Genomic DNA, 21,188 nt, shown 5'->3' with positions numbered 1-21,188 from the left:
GCCGGGAGAACGCCATGAGTCAGAACAATAACAATCCCGCTCCGATGCGCCTGACCAGCTTCGTCACCACCGACCTCTGCGGCATCACCCGCGGCCGCTCGCTTCCCGAATCGGAAGTCGCCGAACAATTGGCCACCGGCTGCGGCTGGGTACCCGCCAACAGCGCGCTGACACCGCAGGATGTCATCGCCGACGACAACCCCTGGGGCAGCCATGGCGACCTGCGCCTGCTGCCCGACCCGAGCAGCCGGGTGCGCCTGGAAAACGGCCCCGATTCCCAGGCCGCGCCGCTGGATTACCTGCACGGCGATCTGGTGACGACTGCGGGTGCGCCGTGGTCGGTCTGCCCGCGCACGCTGCTGCGCGAAGAGATCGCCCGTTACCGCGAACTGGGCCTGCAGGTCACCGCCGCCTTCGAACACGAATTCAACCTGCTCGGCCTGCCGGACGAGCATGCCGCCGCCTTTTCCCTGCAGGCGCAGCGGCAGACCGGCAACTTCGGCGGTTGGCTGATGAGCGCGCTGGAGCAGATCGGCGCCGAGCCGGAAATGTTCCTGCCCGAGTACGGCCGCAACCAGTACGAGGTCACCTGCCGGCCGACCCAGGGCGTTGCCGCGGCGGACCGCGCGGTGAACGTCCGCGAAGTCACCCGTGAGATCGCCCGCCAGTTCGGCTGGCGCAGCAGCTTCACGCCGCTGCTGGCGCCCGGCGCCGTGACCAACGGCGTGCACCTGCACCTGAGCCTGCAACGCCTGGATGGCACGCCGGTGTTCTACGACGAGGCCGCGCCGACCAACCTGTCCAGGCTCGCCGAGCACTGGGCCGCCGGCGTGCTGCGCCACCTGCCGGCGCTGTGCGCGCTGACCGCACCGACGGCGGTGTCCTACCTGCGGCTGAAACCGCACCACTGGAGCGCCGCCTATGCCTGCCTGGGGCTGCGCAACCGCGAAGCGGCGCTGCGTATCTGCCCGGTGGTGGAGATCGGCGGCAAGCCCAAGGCGCGCCAGTTCAACCTGGAATTCCGCCCCATGGACGCCACCGCCAGCCCGCACCTGGCCATGGCTGCGGTGCTGATCGCCGGGCGCCTGGGCATGCAGCAGGAGCTGCCGCTGTCGGCGGTCACCGATGTCGACCCGCACAGCCTCAGCGATGCGCAGCGCGAGGAACTGGGCATCAAGTCCCTGCCCGGTTCGCTGGAGGAGGCCCAGCGCCTGCTGCTCGCCGACAGCGAACTCTGCGCCCAGCTGCCGCCGGCCCTGCTGCAGACCTACGTCGCCATGAAGCGCCAGGAACTGGCCCTGACCCGTGAACTCAGCGAAGAACAACTCTGTGAATCCTATGCAAAGTTCTACTGAATCCGGCCTTTACCGGCGCCCGCCGTTCGAGATCGTCAACCCGCAGGGCAAGAGCCCGGTGCTGCTGGTCTGCGAGCACGCCAGCCGCTACATCCCCGAGGAGCTGGCGCAGCTGGGCCTGGACGACGCAGCGGCCGCCGAACACATCGCCTGGGACATCGGCGCGCTGGAGCTGGCCCGCGAGCTGTCGGCGCGCCTGGACGCCACGCTGCTGGTGGCCAACTACTCACGCCTGCTGATCGACCTCAACCGGCCGCTGTCCGCTCCGGATGCGATTCCCGAGCACAGCGAGATCTACCCGATTCCCGGCAACCGCAACCTGAGCGCGGCGGCCCGGCAGGAGAGGGTGGCGCGGCTGTTCGAGCCGTTCCACCAGCAGCTGACTGCACTGCTCGACGAGCGCTTGGCCGCCGCCCGGCCGACTCGTCTGGTAGGTGTGCACAGCTTCACCCCGAGCTATCGCGGCGAGCCTCGCCCGTGGGTCGCCGGGGTGCTCTACGCCAAGGCCGAAGCCTATGCCCGGCGCATGGTGGCGGGGCTGCGGGAGAGCGGCGAAGAGATCGGCGCCAACCAGCCGTATGTGATCGACCCGCTGGAGGACATGACCGTCCCGGTACATGGCGACGAACGCGGCGTGGACGCCGTGCTGATCGAAATCCGCAATGACGGACTGCGGACCCCGCAAGGGGTGGAAGCCTGGGCGACACGCCTGGCTCCCTGGCTCTGAGAGCCTGTTTACGACCTGCTGCGCGTCGGCCGCAGGGCGTTGATAAGCGCCCTCAGATGCTCATTTACGGCTCGTAAATCCCGCTCTTCGGGCGATTTTCGCCTGCTACGGCGCTAGCTCGCGAGGTAGTAGGCAGGCTCTGAGGACCCAAGCCCGGCCGGCCATTTGATGGCGAGCGTGCTGCAGCGGCCGGGCAGGTTCTGAAAACAACAACAATTCAGCGCATGAGCGCCGAACCCTTACAGCTGCCGTTCCCAGAGGAAGTGCCCCGTGGCTATCGAACAGTTCGGATACAAGCAACAACTCCGCCGCAGCCTGACGCTCGGCGACCTGGTGATCTACGGGATGATCTTCATGATCCCGATCGCTCCCTTCGGCGTTTACGGCTGGGTCCACGCCGATGCCCACGGCATGGTGCCGATGGCGTATCTGGTGGGCATGGTGGCGATGCTCTTCACCGCGCTCAGCTACGGCGCGATGTCCCGCGCGTTTCCCATCGCCGGCTCGGTGTACTCCTACGCCCAGCGCGGCATCCACCCCAACGTCGGCTTCATCGCCGGTTGGGTCCTGCTGCTGGACTACCTGCTGATCCCGCCGCTGCTCTACGTGTTCAGCGCGCTGGCGCTGAACCACCTGTTCCCGGCGATTCCCAAGCTCGCTTTCATGCTGATCTTCCTGGTGTCCGCCACGCTCATCAACCTGCGCGGCATCACCCTGGCGGCCCGCTTCAACCTGCTGTTCCTGATCGCCGAACTGGTGGTCCTGGCGATCTTCCTGGTGGTTGGCTACCAGGCGCTGGAGGGTGGCATGGGCAACGGCCGGCTGACCCTGGAACCGCTGCTGCAACCGGAGCATTTCAACCTCGGCCTGGTGATGAAGGCGGTGTCCATCGCGGTGCTGTCGTTCCTCGGCTTCGACGCGATCTCCACCCTCGCCGAAGAGGTCAAGGGCGATCCGGCCAAGCAGATCGGCCGCGCCTCGCTGATCGCGCTGTTCGTCATGGGCGCCATCTTCATCGTGCAGACCTGGCTGGCCACCGACCTCGCCGCCGGCATGACCTTCAAGTCGGCGGACACCGCCTTCTACGAGATCGCCGAAGCGGCCGGCGGCAGCTGGCTGTCGACGTTGACCGCGGTGGCCACTGCGCTGGCCTGGGGCGTAACCGTGTCGATCACCTCGCAGGCTGCGGTTTCCCGTCTGCTCTACTCCATGGCTCGCGACGGCAAGCTGCCGCGCGTGCTGGCCAAGGTGCATCCGAAGTACCAGACCCCGCACATCAGCCTGTACCTGGTGGGCGTGTTGTCGCTGGGCATCGGCATCTATTTCCTCGACTCGCCGGACGTGCTCACCTCGCTGGTCAACTTTGGCGCGCTGACCGGTTTCTGCCTGCTGCACATCGCGGTGATCAACCACTACTTCATTCGCCAGAAGAGCGGCCGGGTGCTGCGCCACCTGGTGTTCCCGCTGGTGGGCCTGGTGATCATCGCCTACGTGCTGTTCAGCATGAGTCGTGAAGCGCAGGAGCTGGGGGTGGGCTGGATCGCCATCGGCCTGGTGTACCTCGCGGTGCTCAGCCGGCGCGGCAACGGCAGCGACCTGGCGCGGGAAATCTGAGCGGGTGCGCCGTGCTGTCGCAGACGGCCCGGCGCACTTTGACAGACGGCGGGGCGTGCCCCATAAAGATACGGGTCGGTGGCGGGCAGTGCCTGCCCCGACTGCTTTCGCCGGGGCAGGGAAGCCGGCACGACTGACCAATCATCGCGAAGCATCATGAGCAGGAAAGATCAGGACAGCCCCTTCACCCTGGACCGCATCGACGAGGAGATCATCCGGATCCTCCGTCACCAGGGGCGCATCACCTACGGCAAGCTGTCCGCCCTTGTGCACCTCACCCCGCGCCCCTGCCAGGAGCGCGTCCGCAAGCTGGAGCGACACGGCATCATCCGTGGCTACGGCGCCGTCATCGACGAGCAGAAGATTTCCGCCGGGCTCTCGCTGCTGGTACTGGTCGCACTGTCGAACCAGAGCGGCCGCAGCGCGCAGAAGGCCTTCGAGGCCCGCGTCATCGCCTGCCCGGAAGTGCTGCACTGCCAACTGATCAGCGGCACCTTCGACTACAGCGTGCGCATGCGCTGCCGGGACATGGAGCACTACCGCGCGCTGACCGAAACCTGGTTGAACGACGAGAGCCTGCACATCGACAAGCTGGTCGCCCACCCTGAGCTGACGACCATCAAGGAATCCGCCAGCTAGCCCTTCGGTGCCCCCTCCGGCGGCACCAGTTCCTCACGTTTCCCGCCTGCAATAGCGGCCTGTCGAAGGCTGCGAAACGCACAGCCGAATCGGCTGTTGCCGCTCGCCAATACAGCCGGATCGGCCGGCGCGGGCCCGTATTACAGCCGGGTTTTCACCACGGCGAGTGGGAAAATCGTCTTGCCCCTCTCTGACGTGCAGACCTGTTCCAGGGCCTCTGCAACCTTGTTGTGCCCGCTGTTCGAGACACGGCGGAGGCGGGCTGCAGTCCAATCAGAAGACGCCAATCACAACAATCGGAGGTCCCACCATGACCCGCTTCGTCGACGTCCCCACGATGTCCCAACTGGTCCAGCAGATCGGTGTCGCCCGCTTCATCGGCGAACTCGCCGACACCATCGCGCAGGATTTCGTGCGCTGGGAGTCCTTCGACAAATCCGCCCGCGTCGCCAACCACTCCGAGATCGGCGTCATCGAACTGATGCCGGTGTCCGACACCGCCCGCTATGCCTTCAAGTACGTCAACGGCCACCCGCAGAACACCCAGCGCGGACTGTTCACCGTGATGGCCTTCGGCGTGCTGGCCGATGTCGAGACAGGTTATCCGGTGCTGCTCTCCGAGCTGACCGTGGCCACCGCGCTGCGCACCTGCGCTACCTCGCTGATGGCCGCCCGCGCACTGGCGCGTCCGGACTCGCGACGCATGGCGCTGATCGGCAACGGCGCGCAGAGCGAGTTCCAGGCGCTGGCCTTCCACCACCACCTGGGTATCGAGGAAATCGCCGTCTACGACATCGATCCACAGGCCACTGAAAAACTGATCCGCAACCTGGCGGATTTCCCCAACCTGAAGATCATCCGCGCCGGCTCCACCGCCGAAGCGGTGCGCGGCGCCGACATCGTCACCACGGTGACCGCCGACAAGGCCTACGCGACCATCCTCACCCCGGAGATGATCGAGCCGGGCATGCACATCAACGGCGTGGGTGGTGACTGCCCGGGCAAGACCGAGCTGCACGCCGACGTCCTGCGCGCCGGCAAGGTGTTTGTCGAGTACGAGCCGCAATCGCGCGTCGAGGGCGAAATCCAGCAGATGCCGGCGGACTTCCCGGTAACCGACCTGTGGCGGGTACTGGCCGGCCAGGTGGGCGGGCGTGATAGCGCCGAGCAGGTGACCATCTTCGACTCGGTCGGCTTCGCTCTCGAAGACTACTCGGCACTGCGCTACGTGAACGAGCAGGCCAGCCGCCTGGACCTCGGCGAGCGCATCGACCTGGTGCCGTGGAGCGAGGACGAGGACAACGATCCCAAGGACCTGTTCCGCTACACCCGCTCCGGCAAGGCGCGCAAAGGGCTGAGGCGCATCGCCTGACGCTCAGCGCGCCTCATCGGGAATCGCCAGCGGCGGCCGGCTGAGGTCGCTGGCGCTCTGCGTGGTGGCGGCGACGCGGGCCTTGAGCCATTGGCTGAAGGCCTTCACCACCGGGCGCTCGGCCTTCACCGGATCGGTCACCAGGAAGTAGCCGCGGCTGGACTGGATGGTGATGTCGAATGGGCGCACCAGCAGGCCGCGCGCCAGGGCATCGCCACTGAGCAGGTTGTCGCCGATGGCCACGCCCTGGGCGGCAATGCAGGCGGCGATGGTGCAGGGCGCATCGGCGAACAGTACGCCGGAGCGGTGATCGATGGCGCTCGCGCCCACGGCGCCCAGCCACAGGCGCCAATCGGCGAAATCATTCATGTGCAGCAGCGTGTAGTGGGCCAGGTCCGCCGGCTGCGTAAGGCCGCCGCGCGAGTGGATCAGGCGCGGGCTGCACACCGGGAAGAAGTGCAGGGCGACCAGTTGCTCCACGGTCTGGTTCGGCCAGTCGCCGCTGCCGTAGGCGATGAACAGGTCGGCATCGCTGGCGCTGGTGTCTTGCGGCACGCGCGGCGTCACCACGTGCAACTGCACCTGCGGGTACTGCGCGAGAAAATCCCCCAGGTGCTGGCACAGCCAGTAGGTGGCGAAGCCGGGGTTGCAACTCACGCACAGCGGCCCGCTGACCTGCTGCTCGTCGAAGCTGCTGCCGGCCAGTTGCACCTCCGCGAGGATGCGCTGCACGTCGCGCGCATACCTCTCGCCCCGATAGGTCAGGCGGATGCCGCGCCCGGTGCGTTCGGTCAGGGCGAAGCCCAGGCGTTCCTCCAGCGTGGCGATGCGGTGGCTGACCGCGCTGCGGGTGAGGTTCAGCTCCGTGGCGGCGGCGGACACGCTGCCCAGCCGGGCCACGGCATCCAGCGCGCGCAGGGCGGTCATCGAAGGAAAGTGCATGGGCGGTCCAATTCTCGATTGGTGAAACTATCCGGACATGGGGTGGCGAAATCCTGCGCTTGTTGCAAATTCCGCTTCACCAATACTAGGCCACACGACAACAACAACAGGCAACGATGAGGAAGCCGCCATGTCGAAATTCAAGGCCTACGTCCAGCAGTGGATCGACGAGCACCGCCAGCAGTTGTCCGACTGGCACCAGGTGATCTGGCATTTCGCTGAGCCGGCCTTCCGCGAGTACAAGTCCTGTGCCTGGTACGTGGAGCTGCTGCGCCGCGAAGGCTTTACGGTGGAAGAGGGCAGTGGCGGCATGCCTACCGCCTTCGTCGCCACCTTCAGCAACGGCGAAGGACCCATCCTCGCCACCTATGCCGAATACGATGCGGTGCCCGGCAACTGCCAGGCGGCGGCGACCAGGCCGATGCCGCGCGAGGGCCTGTCGAAGTACGCGCCCGGCCATACCGACCCGCATTCCGCGCTGGGCATCAGCGCCCTGGGCGGCGTGCTGGCGGCCAAGGCGGCGATGCTGGAATTCGGCATCGCCGGCACCATCAGGTTCTTCGGCGAGCCGGCGGAAAAGCTGCGCGCCTCCAAGCCGGTGCACGCCGCCAAGGGCTACTACGACGACCTCGACGCCGCCGTCAGCTTCCACCCCACCTACATGCTGCCGCTGAACAACACCACCACCTGGGACACCCACTGCGGTATCGCCTATTCGTACATCTACACCTTCACCTGCGAAGACCCGCAGAACTGGATTGCCGCCGACCGCTACAGCCCGATCCCGCAGAACCACCTCGCGGCCCGCGCGCCGGGCGCCAACGATGCGCTGGTGCACTTCTACACGCTGAACGAAAGCCTGCGCCGCTCGACGCTGCCGTTCACCGGGCTGTGGAGCTTCAACGAGGCGATCCTCACTGCCGGCCAGGCCACCGCCGACAACCTGCCGCCGCACATCTCGCAGATCCAGTACCTGCTGCGCTGCGACTCCATCGAGCAGGCCGAGACCATCTCCACGGTGATGGACAACAACGCCGCCGCCGCGGCCATGGCCACCGGCTGCCAGTGGAAGAAGACCTGGGTCTGCAAGTCCCGTGGCGGGTTGGCCAACCACGCAATGGCGCAGGCCTGCTACGACAACCTCGCCGCCATCGGCGCGCCGACCTGGGGCGAAAAGGCCATCGCGGTGGCGCGGGAAATCCAGGCGAACCTCGGCCTCGATCCCATGGACGAACCCTTCCTGCCGGCTACCCAGGCACTGATCGAGCCGCAGGAATGCGAGCGGCAGATGCGCCTGCAGATGCCGGCGTGGCAGAAGTACCTGACCTCCGACGACTACCCGGAATACACCTGGCACTGCCCGACCGTGCGCCTCTACGTGGCGCGGCCGATGCTCAGTGCGCCGGCCGGCTTCACCTATCCGGACTGGGTGTCCAACGCCCTGGGCGGCATCCGCGAAACCATCGACCCGATGATCGACGTGGCGTCGAAAACCATCGGCAGCACCTTGATCGAGCTGTTCACCGATGCCGATCTGCTGGCCGAGGCGACTGCTGAGTTCAACCAGCGCACCGGCGGCGGCATCGGCGGCGAACAGTGGCAGGCGCCGTTGCTGCCGAAGGACTTCAAGGTCCCGCACCGCTTCCGCTGGCCGGAGTACATCCGCACGGTGCGTGGCGAGGAGTGGTGGATTCCGGCGCGGGAAGACGAGTGATCCCGAGTTCCCAAATCCTTCGGGAAATGCACACGTAGGATGGGTGGAGCCTGCGATACCCATGCTGTATCGCAGGCACGGATTGCTGGGTATCGCTGCGCTCCACCCATCCTACGTTGTGTTCCCTCATGCTTTGCTGTTGGTTGTTGGACAGTTCCGTAGGGCGCATAACGCGCCAGCGTTATCCGTCGTTATGGAATCGGCGCATAACCCGTTCCGGGTTATGCGCCCTGCGCGGTTGTAATTTGGCGCGAGTGGGGGTTCAGTTCGCGAGCAAGCTCGCTCCTGCAATTGAACCCGAGCCAGCCTGTAGGAGCGAGCTTGCTCGCGAACAGCGCCTATCGGATGCGTTTGATCCAACGCACCAGCGCCGCGCCGAACTCCACGGCGCGCGAGCGCGATGGGCAGCCCGGCGTCGAGATCAGCTGCGGCAGCAGGAAGCCCACCTCCGCCTCGCTGGGCCCGCAGAAACCGGTTTCGGCCGATTCGGCGAACTCCTCGTGCCAACGCGGAAAGCGCGCGCTGCCATCCTCGAATGAGTTCAGTGTGTTCATCATCGACTCGCCTCCCTAAAGGTCCAGCACCAGCGGTTGCACGCCGTTTTCGTCCTGCGCCGGGATGGCGCAGCAGATCAGTGCGCTGCCGGCTTCGGGCAGCTCCGCCGGCGGGTTGGGGTAGTGCACCTGGCCGCTGACGATCTTCGTCCGGCATGTGCCGCAGGAGCCGCCGCGGCAGCTGAAGTCGGGCGACAGTCCGCGCGCTTCGGCCAGCTCCAGCAGGCTGCCGCTGTCGGGTTTCCAGCGGGCTTCCTTGGCCGAGCCGGCGAAGTACACCGGCACCGGCTCGGTGGCGGCAGGCGGCTGCACCAGCGCGGGTGCCTGACTGTCGCCCCGGCGCTTGAGCGTCGAGGGGCCGAAGGTCTCAGCGTGGATGCGCGCGTCGGCAATGTTCAGGCCGCGCAGGCCATCGTAGATCGCCTGGGTGAACTCCCCGGGGCCGCAAACATAGAAGTCGTAATCGTCCAGCGGCAGCCGCGCCTTGAGCGCCTCGATGTCCAGGCGCCCGACCTGTTCGAAGTCGCGGCCGAGCACGGCCTGCGCTTCGGGGCGGCTGAGCGTGCGGTGGACTTGCAGTTGTGGCGTGCGCTGGCGCAGTTCGGCGATCTCGCGCTGGAACGGCAACTGGTCCAGCGTCCGTGCGGACTGGAACAGATGCACACGCCGCGCCGCGCCGGCCGCCAGTTCACGCAGCATCGAGAGTAGCGGGGTGATGCCGACACCCGCGCCGATCAGCACGACCGGGCGCGGACTGTCGCTGTTCAGGGTGAAGCTGCCCATGGGCGCGCGGACCTGCAGATGGTCACCGATACCCACCTGCTCATGCAGATGACGGGACGCCGGGCCCTGCGTCTTCACGCTGATGCGCAGCTCGCCGTCCGACGGCGCGCTGGACAGGCTGTAGGTGCGGATCAGCGCCTGTTCGCCGACTACCAGGCGTACCGGCAGATGCTGGCCTGGCGCGAAATTCACGGCGGCACCGGCCGGCGGTTGCAGGTAGAACGAGCGAATGTCCGCGCTTTCCTGCTCCACGCGCAGCACTCGCCAGTCCTGCCACTGCTGGCGCTGCTCGCGCTCCCGCAGCTTGGCGTCGGCCTCGGCCCAGGTGCCGGTCATCAGGCTGGTGGGCGAGTACTCGCGGAAGCTCCAGCGCAGCGCCAGGGCGCTGCGGCGTAGCACGGCGTGTTCGACGTCCAGCGTCCACAGGCGCTCGGCGCCCTCGAAGGCGCTCAGCAGCGGGCTGTCGAAGAGGATTTCGCTGCGGCCGTGGACCTGCAGCACGTCACCGCTGGCGAAGTCGACGAAGAGCAGCCCGGCCTGCGGGTTGGCCTGCAGGTTGCCGAGGGTGTTGAAGTGCAGGTTGCCGGCGTAGTCGGGGATGGTCAGGCGGTTGCCCTCGACCCGGACGAAGCCGGGGCGGCCGCCGCGGTGGGAGACGTCCACCGAGCGCTCGCCATCCTCATGCTGCACGTAGCTGGCGACGAAGAAGGTATCGGCGTTGCGGACGATGGCGGCCAGCTCCTCGTTCAGCGCGGCGAAGTCCTCGCGTGGGGCGCGCTGGCTGTAGCGCTGTTCGTCGCGGCTCCAGTCGCGTTTCTGGATGTACTGCGGGCAGTTGCCGAAGGAGTGCTCGACGGCCACCGTCAGCAGGCCACCGTCGACCTCGCGGAGGACGCCATTCATGCGGTTGCGCCGGCGGGTGTGCAGTTCGATGCCCAGCAGGCCGATCGCGTGGCCGGCTTGCAGGCCGCTGGCAGCGGGGTCCTGATTGTCGGGCACGGTCTCCAGCAGCAGGTTTTTCGGGTCGGGCGAGGTGATGAAGCCTTCCGCGCCTTCGAGCAGGGTCGCCCAGGGCCGGCCCTGCTCATCCACGGCGCCGACGATGATGAACGGCAGCTGCTGGTAGAACTCGCGGTGCTGGTCGGGCATGTAGTCGCGGATGACTTTCTGGCCATGCACCTCCATGCGTTCGGCCACGCCGACACGCTGCTGGATCGCCTTCTCGCCGGCGTGCCAGGGGGAGCTGCGGTGTTTGGGCAACTGGAACATGACGGGCACCTCGCAGAAGGTGCCGCCGGGTCAGCCCGGCGGCGAGGGTTGCATCAGGCTTGCAGGCCGATGGCGGTGCGCTGCATCGGCACGAAGCCGGGCAGGGCCTCCACGCGGGCCAGCCAGGCGCGCAGGTTCGGGTAGTCCTGCAGGGACACGTTGCCCTCCGGTGCGTGGGAGATGTAGGAGTAGTTGGACACGTCGGCGATGGTCGCCTCGTGGCCGGCCAGGAACGGCGTTCTGGCCAGCTCCAGCTCCATCACCTGGAACAGCGCGTGGGCTCGGGTGATGACTTCCTGGGCGTTGAAGGCCGCGCCGAACACGGTGACCAGCCGCGCGGCGGCGGGGCCGAACGCCACCTGCCCGGCAGCCACCGACAGCCAGCGCTGCACGCGGGCAGCGCCCAACGGGTCTTCCGGCAGCCAGCGGCCGTTGCCGTATTTTTTCGCCAGGTAGACGAGGATGGCGTTGGAGTCGGCGACGATGACCCCTTCGTCATCGATCACCGGCACCTGGCCGAAGCTGTTCAGGGCGAGGAAGTCCGGATGCTTGTGCGCGCCCTTGGCAAGGTCGACATCGATCAGTTCGGCGGGCAGCTGCAGTAAAGCGAGCATCAGCTCGATGCGATGGGCGTGGCCGGACAGCGGGTGGCGGAACAGTTTGATGGTGTGGGACATGACGGTGACTCCGTGACTGGGTTGGGGGCAGCGCGAGTCGCTCCTTGGCGGGTTGCTCGAACTGATGGGGGAATGCTGCGCCCGATGGCCGGCGCGCAGAATCACCAGCGCGGGCAATCCAGCGTTTCAGAATGCGGAAGAATGGGCGCAGGGAGGGCGGGGGCAGCCGTTACCCTGGGGCCGCAGCGGCGATGTTCGCGAGCAAGCTCGCTCCTACAGAGAAGCTCGGGAGTTGACCTGTAGGAGCGAGCTTGCTCGCGAACCGCCCAGAGCGCAGAAGGGATAACGGTCGCTGGTGGCCACGGCTGATTCAGCCGCGCAGCGCCGGATGCGCCCGCAAGCGCGGCACCGCGAAATCGAGGAAGGTGCGCACGCGCGCCGCCGCGCGGCGGCCTTCGCGGTAGATCAGCTGCACCGGCAGGGCGGGGGCGGCGTAGTCCTGCAGCACGGCTTGCAGCTGTCCGCTGCTCAGTTCGGCATGCGCCTCGTGGCTCATGCAGCGGGTCAGCCCGAGCCCGAGGCTGGCGGCGCGGATCGCCGCGGGGGTGGTGCTGCACGCAAGCCGCGGGGCCAGGCGCACCGAGCGCGCCGCGCCCTGGTGACGAAAGCGCCACTCGCTGATCGCTCCCAGGCTGCCGGGAGCGATGATGTGGTGCGCCTTGAGGTCTTCCGGGGCCTGTGGCACGCCATGGCGCGCGAGGTATTCCGGTGCTGCGCAGATCAGCGGCCGCACCGTGCCCACTGGCAGGGCGAAGCCGGAGGAGTCGGGCAGAGCGCCTATCACCAGAGCGACGTCGATGCCGTCTTCGAGCAGGCGCGGCAGGTCTTCCCGGTGCCGGCTGACCAGGCGCACCTCAGGAAAGGCGGCCAGGTAGTCCAGCGCGATGGGGGCGAAGATACGGTCGGCCATCAGCAACGGCAGGGAGAGGTTCAGCTGTCCGGCCGGGTGCGCCTGCAGGCCGCCGAGCGAGCTCTCTGTGTCCTCGATGTCCTGGAGAATCTGCTGGCAACTGGCAGCGAACGCTTCGCCACGCAGGCTCAACTCGATTCCCCGCGGGCCACGCAGCAGCAGTTCGCACTGCAGACGCGACTCCAGCGTGGCCACCAGACGCATCACCGTTGCCGTGGACAGCTCCAGGCACCGCGCGCCAGCCGCAAGGCTGCCAGCGCGCGCCACGGCGTCGAACGCCTGCATTTCCCGGTAGCGGCTCACGGCTTCGCGGCTTGCAGCGCCGGGTCGGCACGCAGGCGTTCGGCGCAGTGCTCGACGAAGCTGCGAACCTTCGCCGGCAGCCGTGCGCCGTCCTGGTAGAGCAGGTGGATCGGCAGCGGCGCCGTGGAAAACTCTTCCAGGACGATCTCCAGCTCGCCGCGCGCCACCGCCTCGGCCGCCTGGTACGAGAGCACCCGGGTGAAGCCCCCGCCCAGGCGCGCGGCGTGGATGGCCGCATTGTTCGAGCTGACCACGAAGCGCGACGGTGGGCGCAGGGTCAATGGCCCATCGGCGGTGGTGAACTGCCAGTCGGTGAGCAGCACGCTGGTGGCGGCCATCACCACGGGGGCGTCGAGCAGATCATTGGGGTGCTGCGGGCGGCCTTGGCGCTCGAGGAAGGCGGGGGCGGCGCAGACCACCGGGCGGATTTCGCCGACCTTCAGCGCGCTCAGGCTGCCCTCGGGCAACTGGCCGATGCGTACGGCGACGTCGATACCCTCGTCGAGCATGTGCACCATGCGGTCGACCAGCAGCGCGTTGACCGTCACCGCGGCGTGGGAGTCCAGGTAGCTGGCGATCAGCGGGATCAGGTACAGCTCGCCGAACAGTACCGGCGCGGTCACCGTCAGGTTGCCGCGCGGGCGCAGGGCGCTGCCGGAGGCCAGTTCCTCGGCGTCCTCAAGCTCCTGCAGGATGCGCCGGCAGTCCTCGACGTAGCGCTGACCGGCTTCGGTCAGCCGCACGCTGCGCGTGCTGCGGGCCAGCAGCAGGGTGCCCAGGCGTTGTTCCAGCGCGGCGATGGCGCGGGTCACGCTGGGCGGCGACAGGCCCAGTTGCCTGGCGCCGGCGGCGAGGCTGCCGGCTTCGGCCACGGCCAGCAGCACTGTCATTTCCTGAAACCTGTCCATGGATCACCGTTGTCGCCGTTGGCGGGTCGCCAGACTGTAGAGGGAAGCCGCGCAGGTTTGAAGTGCCGGCGGCTTGTGGGCGACATCGGCGTGCTTGCCAGCGCCGCGTCGCTTGACCGCACCCCGTCCGCTCCGGCACAAGCGCTGCAGGCGCCCGCAGCGAGGCCGCCACCGCCCAAGAGCCTTCCACCATGACCAGCAAGACCACCGCCGCGCTGGCCGCTACCAGCAACCCGCGCCTGGGCATTGCCCTGTGCCTGTTGTCGATGTTGATATTCGCCTGCCAGGACGGCATTACCAAGGTACTGGTCCGCCACCTGCCGGTGAGCGAACTGGTGATGGTGCGCTACTGGGTATTCGTGCTCTTCGCGCTGATTGTCTGCCGTTCACAGGGAGGCGTGCGTCGAGCGGCGCGCAGCACCAGTCGCTGGCAGCAGGTGGTGCGCTCACTGCTGGGGGTTGGTGAGATAGCGCTGTTCGGCCTGGCCTTGCGCTACCTCGGGCTGGCCGAGACCCACGCGCTCTACGCGGTCTTCCCGCTGATGACGCTGGGCCTGGCGCGGCTGCTGCTCGGCGAGCGGCTGGTCGGCCGGCAGTGGCTGGCGGCGGCCGTGGGCTTCGGCGGCACGCTGCTGATCCTGCGCCCCGGCATGGGCGTGTTCGAGACTGCGGCGCTGATTCCCCTGGCGGCGGCGCTGACCTTTGCCTTCTTCAACATCCTCTCGCGGCGTATCGGCCAGACCGATTCCTTCGCCACCACCACGCTGTACATGGCCGTGGTCGGCGCCGTGGCCGCCACCTTCGTCGGCCTTCCCGCCTGGGTCACGCCCACGCCCCGCGAGGCCGTGCTGATGTCGATCGTCGCCGTCTCCGGGGTGATCGCGCAGTTGCTGCTGATCCAGGCATTGAAGTACGCCCAGGCCTCTACGCTGCAGCCATTCAACTATTCGCTGCTGGCCTTTGCCACGCTGATCGGCCTCATCGTCTTCGGCGAGGCGCCGACCCTCTGGACGATCAGCGGTGCGCTGCTGATCCTGCTGGCGGGGTTGTACTCGATCAAGCCCAGGGCTTTTGACGCAACGCCGGGCTAGCCGGCCGCGCGCTTGCGCGTCTCCGCATCGAGAACCTCGCGCAGCGCCGCGAGGAACGGCGTGGCGCTGGTGTACTGGCGGCCGTAGTCGAGGTTGAACTGGTAGTCGAAATCGGGCGGGTTCAGGCCCTGGGTGTGCTGCAGGATGGTTTCCAGCTTGTCGAGCGCCTTCACCGCCTGTGCCTCGGCGGTGGCGGCGGCCTCGTACTCGTCGTACAGCGAAATGATCCGTTCACGCAGCGGCGCCGCCAGCGTCGCGGTCATGCTCAGCAGGTCCTGCCGCTCGCGATCGCCCTTGCTGCCGTGCGCCTGCACGTCAACGGCCGGTACATCGCCGCCCAGCGCTTCGCCCAGGTCGTGGATGATGCACAGTTGCAGCAGTTTGCCGAGGTCGATCTCGCCCAGGTCCTCGGCGAACACCATGGCCAGCAGCGCCAGGCGCCAGCTGTGCTCGGCGGTGCTTTCGCGCCGGCCGCTGGACGTGTGGGCGCTGCGCAGCACGCTCTTGAGCTTTTCCGCCTGGCGAAGGAACGCCAGCTTGTCGTGGATGCCCTGGTTGCGCATGGGAGTGGTCCTGTCTGATACGTCGGACGGACATCCTGTGCCCATGCGCCCGGCGCTGTCCACGCATGAAATATGCGTGGCAGGCGGCCGTCAGAGTGTCTCGACCAGGCGGGCGGTGGAACCGTCCGACAGTGTGAGTCGCGTCCAGCGGCACTGGCTCTGGCGAATCGGCACCAGCAGGGAAGCGTTGGTGCCGGTGGCGAACTCCAGGGCCGGCGCGGCGATTCCCTCGCGCCACCCGAGTGTGTCCAGTCGCGCTTCCTGGGTGGCGATGGCCTCGGTCACGAATGGCCAGAGCGAGCGCCCCAGCAGATCGCCCAGTGCCACGCCGAACTCCGCCGCCCGCGGGGCGGAGCAGGCGAGCAGGCGGTGCGTGAGGTCGCAGACCAGGTGGATCGGCTGCGAACTGCCGCTGACCAGGCGTGCCAGGGCATGGTCCGCCGCGTTATCGAGGCGGGCCCGCAGCAGCGCTTCGATGCGCGCACGCTGTTCCGGTTCGGCTTCCTGCGTGCCGGCTTCCCAGCGCGAGATGGTCGACTGGCTGACGCCGAACAGCTCGGCCGCATGGTCCTGCTTGATCCGGTGCAACAGGCGCCAGCGCCGGAACAGGGGGCCCAGTGGAGTCTTGTGCAGTTGCGCTGAGGTCATGGTGCTGTGTCTGTGTGCGTAGCGCGCCAGCATAGCTCGGTTTGCCAGGCGCTCGGCGGAAAGGGCGATGCACGGGAGCGACTGAGCCGCTGCTCTGACGCGCGGGCAAGCTCGGGCGCCTGACTTTGCCTTTCATCAGTCCAGCCCCCAGGGCTCTCGGGAATCGATTGTACGACTGTACAGAAATTTCTTGCGCGCCCCGGATCTTGTTGTTAATAATCTGTACAACTGTCCAAGAGCGCTCCGATAGAGAACGCCTTGGCAGCCGCTTTGAGGCAATAACAACTACCAGAAGACCGCAGGTACTACTTCGTCCTTGGTCTGTACGGTCGTACAAAACTCAAGTGTCTTGCGAGGTGTGGGATGAAGCAAAAGCAACCTGGGGAGCCATCCTCCGGCGTAACCCGTCGTGACCTGGTGAAGGGGACGATGGGGCTGTTGTGGGCGGGCGTTCTGCTTGGCGGCCTGCCTCTGCCGGCTTTCGCCGAGCCGAAGAAGGGCGGGCGGCTGGTGTTCGGCCTGGCTGGCGCGTCGACCACCGACAGCCTCGACCCGGGCCTGGCCGAAGACGATTTCATGATGCTGCTGAGCCAGGCGCTGCGCGGCAACCTGGTGGAGATCGACAGCAGCGGCAACGCCATTCCCGAGCTGGCCGAGTCCTGGGAATCCTCGCCGGACGCCAGGGTCTGGACCTTCAAGCTGCGCAGCGGCGTGCAGTTCCACAACGGCAAGCCCTTCGTCGCCGATGACGTGGTGGCGACGCTCGATTACCACCGCAAGGACGGCTCCAAGTCCCTGTCCAAATCGATCGTCTCGCAGATCGACGAAGTGAAGGCGATCGATGATTCGACGGTGCGCGTCAGCCTCAAAGGCGGCAACGCCGACTTCCCGGTGCTGATGAGCGACTACCACCTGAGCATCCTCCCGCGGGGCGCCGACGGCCAGGTGGACTGGCGCTCCGGCGTTGGCACCGGCGGCTACATGCTCAAGGAGTACAACCCCGGCGTCCGCGCCTTCGTCGTGCGCAATCCCAATTACTGGAAGCCGGGCCGGGCGCACGTCGAGGAAGCCGAGCTGATCGCCATCGCCGACTCCGTGGCACGGCAGAACGCGCTGCTCACCGGCAAGGTCAACGTCATCAACCGCGTCGAGATCAAGACCCTGTCGCTGCTGCAGCGCAGCAACAAGGTACGCATTGCCGAGGTCACCGGCCTGAACCACGCGACCATGCCGATGATCGCCAAGCTCAGCCCGTTCCAGGACAACAACGTGCGCCTCGCGCTCAAGTACGCGGTGGACCGCGAACAGTGGGTGAAGTCGATCCTGCGCGGCCACGGCAGCGTCGGCAACGACCACCCCATCGGCCGCCAGCAGAAGTACTTCAACAGCGAACTCGCCCAGCGCCAGTACGACCCGGACAAGGCGCGCTTCTACCTCAAGCAGGCCGGGCTGGACAGCCTGGACATCAGCATCAGCGCCGCTGATGCGGCCTTCGCCGGGGCGGTGGATGCCGGCGTGCTGTTCGAGGAAAGCGCGCGCAAGGCCGGCATCAACCTCAAGGTGGTGCGCGAATCCAACGACGGTTACTGGATCAACGTCTGGGCGAAGAAACCCATGTGCATGTGCTACTGGACCGGCCGCGCCACACCGGACTGGATCTTCAGCCAGATCTACGCCAGCGGCGCGTCCTGGGGCGACACCCAGTGGAACAACGAGCGCTTCGACAAGCTGATGCTGCAGGCCCGCTCCGAGCTCGACGAGGCCCGGCGCAAGGCCATCTACTGGGACATGCAGGCGATGCTGCACGACGAGGGCTCCACCGTGGTGCCGATGTTCATGAACCACATCATGGGCATGGGCAACGACGTGGTGACGTCGCCGACCGTGGCCGGCGACATGGCCCTGGACGGCATGCGCGCCATCGAGCGCTGGTCGCTGGCGTGAGACGGGAGAGCGAGATGAGCAACCTCGACTGGCATTCGGTCAGCGCCGACGACACCCGCAGCCTGCGCAACGTCTTCGGCACCTTCATGACCGGCGTCACCATCGTCACCACCCGCGAGGCCGACGGCACGCCGCGCGGCTTCACCGCCAACTCCTTCACCTCGGTGTCGCTGAGCCCGGCGCTGGTGCTGGTGTGCATTGCCAAAAGCGCCGGCAGCCTGGCGGTGTTCAGCGCCGCCGAGCGCTTCGCCATCAACATCCTCGGCGACTGGCAGCGCGACCTGTCGAACCGCTTCGCCGGGCGCGCGGCCGACAAGTTCGCCGGGGTCGAGCTGTTGTCCTGCGAGGCCGACGTACCGTGCCTGGCCGACAGCCTCAGCGTGCTCAGCTGCCGGCGCCACAGCCTGGTGGAGGCGGGCGACCACGTGATCCTGATCGGCGAGGTACAGCGCTACCGCAGCAGCGTCGGCAGCCCGCTGGGCTATTTCCGCGGCAGCTACATCGACTTTGCCGAAGGTGCCAAGGCGATCCAGGTGGAGCGCGGCAGTGCGCTCAAGGTCGGTTGCCTGATCACTCGCGACAACGGCGTGCTGCTGGTGCGCGAGCCGGGCCAGGAGCACTGGAGCATTCCGGAAGTGTTCTGGCGCGCCGGGGTGAGCCAGAAGGCGGTCATCGACGAAGTGTTCCGGCGGGTTGGCCTGGTCGGCGAAGTGTCGTTCATCTACTCGATGTTCGAGGAAGCGGGGGATGACTTCACCCGCCTGATCTTCCGTGCCGATGCCAGCGCCGAGCTGGCTCCGTGCGCCGGCAGCGGGCGCGAAGTGCGCCTGTTCCGCGCCGAGGACGAACCCTGGCTGCAGGTCCGCGGCGACTACTGCACCAGCATGCTCCACCGCTTCTTCAGCGAGCGCCAGGCCGACAGCTTCGGCATCTACTGCGACACCGCCGACGGCGGACGAATCGCCGGCATCGCGGGCAAGCCCGTGCACTGGCTGGACTGGAAACACTAAGACCACCGAGTGGATAACAACATGCAATTCAACCATTTCCTCAGCTCCTACCTGCCCGATCCGGACGCCTCCGGCAAACAGCTCTACGAGCACATGGTCGAGCAGGCCGTGGTGGCCGAAGAGGTCGGCTATGCCGGTATTTCCATCCCCGAGCACCACCTGATCAACATCCTGCTGGTGCCCTCGCCATTGCAGATGGCGGTGAAGATCGCGGCGGTCACCCGGCACATCGAACTGGCGACCTCCATCGCCGTGCTGCCGATCCGCGACATGCGCGTATTCGCCGGCGAAGTGGTGCAGGCCGACGCGCTCTGCGATGGCCGCCTGGTGCTGGGGGTGGGGCGTGGCGCCTTCAAGTACGAGATCGAGATGCTCGGCGTACCGATGGGTGAGACCCGCGAGCGTTTCGACGAATCCCTCGCCGTGCTGCAGGCCCTGCTGACGCGCAAGGAAGTGAGCTGGGACGGCAAGTACTACCAGTTCGGCCCGCTGACCGTGATGCCGCGCCCCGAGCGGGAGATTCCGCTGGTCGTGGCGAGCATGGCGCCGGAGGGCATCCAGGCCTGCGCGCGCCAGGGCTTCTCGGTGCAGACCACGCCGCTGAGCGGCGACCACCAGATGCTCCTGGATCAGGTGAATGCCTTCCGCCGTGGCAAGGCCGAGGCGAAGGCGAAGGCGAAGTCTGCCAGCCGCGTCCGGCTGTCGCTGCAACGTGCGACCTACCTGGCGCGCGATGAAGCCGATGCCCGCGAGAAGCTGCAACTGGCCTACGAGTACTACCGCCGCTTCGACAACGTGTTCACCGGACCGGGCATCGTCCATGGCGGTGGCATCGAAGCGCTGCCACGCCAGCAATCCATCGAGGAGCTGGGCAGGAACCTGCTGATCTGCACCCGCGAGCAGATGCTCGACCAGCTCTCCGCTTACGCCGAGGCCGGCATCGACGAAGTGATCATGACCGCCAACTTCGGCCAGTCCCAGGCGGACAGCCTGGACATGATGCGGCGCTTCGGCGAGCAGATCATTCCGCACTTCAGTTCCCGCTCGATTCAACCCAACCTGAACAAGAGGACCGGCTGATGCCCCTGCTTACCGTAGAACTCTTCCCCGGACGTACCGCCGAAAAGAAACGCGAGCTGATCCAGGCGCTGACCGACACCTACCTCCAGGTCTGCGGCGGCAAGGCCCAGGCGGTCACCATCCTGCTCAAGGAGGTGGACCCGGCGGACTGGGGCGTGGGTGGCCGCAGCTACGCAGAGATCATTGCAGAAGCAAAGGCCCAGGGCTGAGGAGGCGCGTGATGAGCAAGGCAATCGATTGCGCCTATGTGGTGGACGGGCAGGGGCCCGCCCTGGTGATGGTGCACGGCATCGGCGCGCGCAAGACCGGCTGGGACAAGGTCACCGAGGCGCTGAAGGACAGCTTCACCTGCATCCGCTACGACCTGCGCGGACACGGCGAGTCGCCGCTGCCGAGCGAAGACTTCGGCCTGGAAGAACTGGTCGAGGACCTGGAAGCGTTGCGTGCACGCCTGGGCATCGAGCAGATGCACATCATCGGCCACTCCCTCGGCGGGATGATCGGCCCGGCCTATGCGCACAAGTATCCGCAGCACGTGCTGAGCGTCGGGCTGCTGTCCACCGCGGCGTTCCGCTCGCCGCAGGACAGCGAGAACGTGCGCAAGGTGGTTCGCGCCATGGAAGAGAAGGGCATCGGCCCGGTGCTGGATACCCTGACCCAGCGCTGGTTCACCGAGAACTTCTGCGCGGCGCATCCGGAGGTCATCGAGTGGCGCAAGCAGCAGGTGATGGACACGCCGGCCGCGGTGTTCCTCAACGTCTTCCACATCTACGCGGAGACCGAGATGGCGCCCTGGCTGCATGAGGTGACGCAACCGTGCTTGGTGCTCACCGGCGAGTTCGACGGCGGCTGCAATCCGGGCCTGAACCGGCAGATCGCCGAGGCGTTGCCGCACTCGCAGCTGGTGGTACTGCCGGACCTCAAGCACGCCATCCTGATCGAAGCGAGCGACCAGGTGGTGCCCCACCTGAAAGCCTTCCTGGACAAGGCCTCGCACTGACACCTGCCGATACGCCGGAGGAGGGTGGGCACTGCCCAACCCTCCCCGTAACCGCGCAAAGACCAGCAAAACCATAACCATAAGA

At 67.1% G+C, this 21,188-nt stretch carries 20 protein-coding genes; 12 read left to right on the top strand and 8 right to left on the bottom strand.

All coding sequences use genetic code 11. From position 1 onward, the window contains the following. Positions 1-14 precede the first annotated feature (14 nt). The 5 genes from N5C91_RS16940 to N5C91_RS16920 all read left to right on the top strand — a co-directional run bounded on the left by N5C91_RS16940 (position 15) and on the right by N5C91_RS16920 (position 5,707). A complete protein-coding gene (locus tag N5C91_RS16940; protein ID WP_279830717.1) occupies positions 15-1,355 on the top strand; it encodes a glutamine synthetase family protein in 1,341 nt (446 codons plus the stop codon). After that, the gene (locus tag N5C91_RS16935; RefSeq protein WP_279830716.1) at positions 1,339-2,082 is read left to right on the top strand and encodes an N-formylglutamate amidohydrolase; all 744 of its coding nucleotides are present in this window, start codon (positions 1,339-1,341) and stop codon (positions 2,080-2,082) included. The genes N5C91_RS16940 and N5C91_RS16935 overlap by 17 nt, the downstream gene beginning before the upstream one ends. Before the next feature lie 270 nt (positions 2,083-2,352). Continuing rightward, on the top strand, positions 2,353-3,696 hold the full coding sequence (locus N5C91_RS16930; protein ID WP_279830715.1) for an APC family permease: 1,344 nt from the start codon (positions 2,353-2,355) through the stop codon (positions 3,694-3,696). Positions 3,697-3,852: 156 nt separating this feature from the next. Beyond that, entirely contained in the window at positions 3,853-4,335 is a 483-nt protein-coding gene (locus tag N5C91_RS16925; RefSeq protein ID WP_024763763.1) for an Lrp/AsnC family transcriptional regulator, read from the top strand. Positions 4,336-4,645: 310 nt separating this feature from the next. After that, entirely contained in the window at positions 4,646-5,707 is a 1,062-nt protein-coding gene (locus N5C91_RS16920) for an ornithine cyclodeaminase (protein ID WP_279830710.1), read from the top strand. Between the two features lie 3 nt (positions 5,708-5,710). Here the strand turns inward: N5C91_RS16920 and N5C91_RS16915 are convergent, their stop codons facing one another. Further along, entirely contained in the window at positions 5,711-6,649 is a 939-nt protein-coding gene (locus N5C91_RS16915) for a LysR substrate-binding domain-containing protein (protein ID WP_279830709.1), read from the bottom strand. A 130-nt stretch (positions 6,650-6,779) separates the two neighbouring features. Here N5C91_RS16915 and N5C91_RS16910 point away from each other — a divergent pair, with 130 nt between their 5' ends. Next, positions 6,780-8,363: an amidohydrolase gene (locus tag N5C91_RS16910; protein ID WP_279830707.1), complete on the top strand. Its 1,584-nt coding sequence runs from the start codon at positions 6,780-6,782 to the stop codon at positions 8,361-8,363. A 338-nt stretch (positions 8,364-8,701) separates the two neighbouring features. Here the strand turns inward: N5C91_RS16910 and N5C91_RS16905 are convergent, their stop codons facing one another. From N5C91_RS16905 to N5C91_RS16885, 5 genes are all read right to left on the bottom strand, one after another. Then, complete coding sequence (locus tag N5C91_RS16905; protein WP_279830705.1) at positions 8,702-8,920, bottom strand: hypothetical protein; 219 nt, start codon at positions 8,918-8,920, stop codon at positions 8,702-8,704. Positions 8,921-8,932: 12 nt separating this feature from the next. Beyond that, positions 8,933-10,969, bottom strand: coding sequence for a pyridoxamine 5'-phosphate oxidase family protein (locus N5C91_RS16900; protein ID WP_279830703.1), 2,037 nt, complete (start codon positions 10,967-10,969; stop codon positions 8,933-8,935). 53 nt (positions 10,970-11,022) lie between these two features. Beyond that, entirely contained in the window at positions 11,023-11,646 is a 624-nt protein-coding gene (locus N5C91_RS16895) for a glutathione S-transferase (protein ID WP_279830700.1), read from the bottom strand. A 310-nt stretch (positions 11,647-11,956) separates the two neighbouring features. After that, entirely contained in the window at positions 11,957-12,859 is a 903-nt protein-coding gene (locus N5C91_RS16890) for a LysR family transcriptional regulator (protein ID WP_279830698.1), read from the bottom strand. After that, positions 12,856-13,767, bottom strand: a complete 912-nt coding sequence (locus N5C91_RS16885; RefSeq protein ID WP_279830697.1) for a LysR family transcriptional regulator — start codon at positions 13,765-13,767, stop codon at positions 12,856-12,858. Before N5C91_RS16885 ends, N5C91_RS16890 begins: the two co-directional genes overlap by 4 nt. A 191-nt stretch (positions 13,768-13,958) precedes the next feature. On the opposite strand from N5C91_RS16885, the gene N5C91_RS16880 reads away from it, so the two are divergent. Continuing rightward, positions 13,959-14,858 carry a DMT family transporter gene (locus N5C91_RS16880; RefSeq protein WP_279830695.1) on the top strand — a complete coding sequence of 300 codons (900 nt, stop codon included), beginning with the start codon at positions 13,959-13,961 and terminating at the stop codon, positions 14,856-14,858. Here the strand turns inward: N5C91_RS16880 and N5C91_RS16875 are convergent. Then, complete coding sequence (locus tag N5C91_RS16875) at positions 14,855-15,421, bottom strand: HD domain-containing protein (RefSeq protein WP_279830693.1); 567 nt, start codon at positions 15,419-15,421, stop codon at positions 14,855-14,857. The two genes, N5C91_RS16880 and N5C91_RS16875, sit on opposite strands and share 4 nt — an antisense overlap. A gap of 90 nt (positions 15,422-15,511) precedes the next feature. Next, positions 15,512-16,069 carry a helix-turn-helix transcriptional regulator gene (locus tag N5C91_RS16870; RefSeq protein ID WP_236175272.1) on the bottom strand — a complete coding sequence of 186 codons (558 nt, stop codon included), beginning with the start codon at positions 16,067-16,069 and terminating at the stop codon, positions 15,512-15,514. Positions 16,070-16,432: 363 nt separating this feature from the next. Between N5C91_RS16870 and N5C91_RS16865 the strand changes: the two genes are divergently transcribed. The 5 genes from N5C91_RS16865 to N5C91_RS16845 are packed head-to-tail and all read left to right on the top strand — an operon-like array spanning position 16,433 to position 21,103. Beyond that, positions 16,433-18,013: an ABC transporter substrate-binding protein gene (locus N5C91_RS16865; protein ID WP_236175273.1), complete on the top strand. Its 1,581-nt coding sequence runs from the start codon at positions 16,433-16,435 to the stop codon at positions 18,011-18,013. Positions 18,014-18,027: 14 nt separating this feature from the next. Continuing rightward, a complete protein-coding gene (locus N5C91_RS16860) occupies positions 18,028-19,023 on the top strand; it encodes a flavin reductase (RefSeq protein ID WP_236175274.1) in 996 nt (331 codons plus the stop codon). Positions 19,024-19,044: 21 nt separating this feature from the next. Beyond that, positions 19,045-20,103, top strand: a complete 1,059-nt coding sequence (locus N5C91_RS16855; protein ID WP_279830692.1) for an LLM class flavin-dependent oxidoreductase — start codon at positions 19,045-19,047, stop codon at positions 20,101-20,103. Beyond that, positions 20,103-20,312: a tautomerase family protein gene (locus N5C91_RS16850; RefSeq protein WP_169939474.1), complete on the top strand. Its 210-nt coding sequence runs from the start codon at positions 20,103-20,105 to the stop codon at positions 20,310-20,312. The genes N5C91_RS16855 and N5C91_RS16850 overlap by 1 nt, the downstream gene beginning before the upstream one ends. Before the next feature lie 11 nt (positions 20,313-20,323). After that, positions 20,324-21,103, top strand: a complete 780-nt coding sequence (locus N5C91_RS16845) for an alpha/beta fold hydrolase (protein ID WP_279830674.1) — start codon at positions 20,324-20,326, stop codon at positions 21,101-21,103. The last annotated feature ends 85 nt before the right edge of the window (positions 21,104-21,188 follow it).

The organism is Pseudomonas sp. GD03903, assembly GCF_029840045.1.
In the GTDB taxonomy this organism is placed as follows: Bacteria; Pseudomonadota; Gammaproteobacteria; order Pseudomonadales; family Pseudomonadaceae; genus Pseudomonas; species Pseudomonas pseudonitroreducens.
This window is presented reverse-complemented; position numbering and strand designations above follow the sequence as displayed.

Bases quoted from the DNA above. Each gene is read 5' to 3' on its own strand.
- N5C91_RS16940 (WP_279830717.1), top strand. From the start codon at position 15: ATGAGTCAGAACAATAACAATCCCGCTCCGATGCGCCTGACCAGCTTC.
- N5C91_RS16935 (WP_279830716.1), top strand. From the start codon at position 1,339: ATGCAAAGTTCTACTGAATCCGGCCTTTACCGGCGCCCGCCGTTCGAG.
- N5C91_RS16925 (WP_024763763.1), top strand. From the start codon at position 3,853: ATGAGCAGGAAAGATCAGGACAGCCCCTTCACCCTGGACCGCATCGAC.
- N5C91_RS16920 (WP_279830710.1), top strand. From the start codon at position 4,646: ATGACCCGCTTCGTCGACGTCCCCACGATGTCCCAACTGGTCCAGCAG.
- N5C91_RS16915 (WP_279830709.1), bottom strand. From the start codon at position 6,649: ATGCACTTTCCTTCGATGACCGCCCTGCGCGCGCTGGATGCCGTGGCC.
- N5C91_RS16910 (WP_279830707.1), top strand. From the start codon at position 6,780: ATGTCGAAATTCAAGGCCTACGTCCAGCAGTGGATCGACGAGCACCGC.
- N5C91_RS16905 (WP_279830705.1), bottom strand. From the start codon at position 8,920: ATGATGAACACACTGAACTCATTCGAGGATGGCAGCGCGCGCTTTCCG.
- N5C91_RS16900 (WP_279830703.1), bottom strand. From the start codon at position 10,969: ATGTTCCAGTTGCCCAAACACCGCAGCTCCCCCTGGCACGCCGGCGAG.
- N5C91_RS16895 (WP_279830700.1), bottom strand. From the start codon at position 11,646: ATGTCCCACACCATCAAACTGTTCCGCCACCCGCTGTCCGGCCACGCC.
- N5C91_RS16885 (WP_279830697.1), bottom strand. From the start codon at position 13,767: ATGGACAGGTTTCAGGAAATGACAGTGCTGCTGGCCGTGGCCGAAGCC.
- N5C91_RS16880 (WP_279830695.1), top strand. From the start codon at position 13,959: ATGACCAGCAAGACCACCGCCGCGCTGGCCGCTACCAGCAACCCGCGC.
- N5C91_RS16875 (WP_279830693.1), bottom strand. From the start codon at position 15,421: ATGCGCAACCAGGGCATCCACGACAAGCTGGCGTTCCTTCGCCAGGCG.
- N5C91_RS16870 (WP_236175272.1), bottom strand. From the start codon at position 16,069: ATGACCTCAGCGCAACTGCACAAGACTCCACTGGGCCCCCTGTTCCGG.
- N5C91_RS16865 (WP_236175273.1), top strand. From the start codon at position 16,433: ATGAAGCAAAAGCAACCTGGGGAGCCATCCTCCGGCGTAACCCGTCGT.
- N5C91_RS16860 (WP_236175274.1), top strand. From the start codon at position 18,028: ATGAGCAACCTCGACTGGCATTCGGTCAGCGCCGACGACACCCGCAGC.
- N5C91_RS16855 (WP_279830692.1), top strand. From the start codon at position 19,045: ATGCAATTCAACCATTTCCTCAGCTCCTACCTGCCCGATCCGGACGCC.
- N5C91_RS16850 (WP_169939474.1), top strand. From the start codon at position 20,103: ATGCCCCTGCTTACCGTAGAACTCTTCCCCGGACGTACCGCCGAAAAG.
- N5C91_RS16845 (WP_279830674.1), top strand. From the start codon at position 20,324: ATGAGCAAGGCAATCGATTGCGCCTATGTGGTGGACGGGCAGGGGCCC.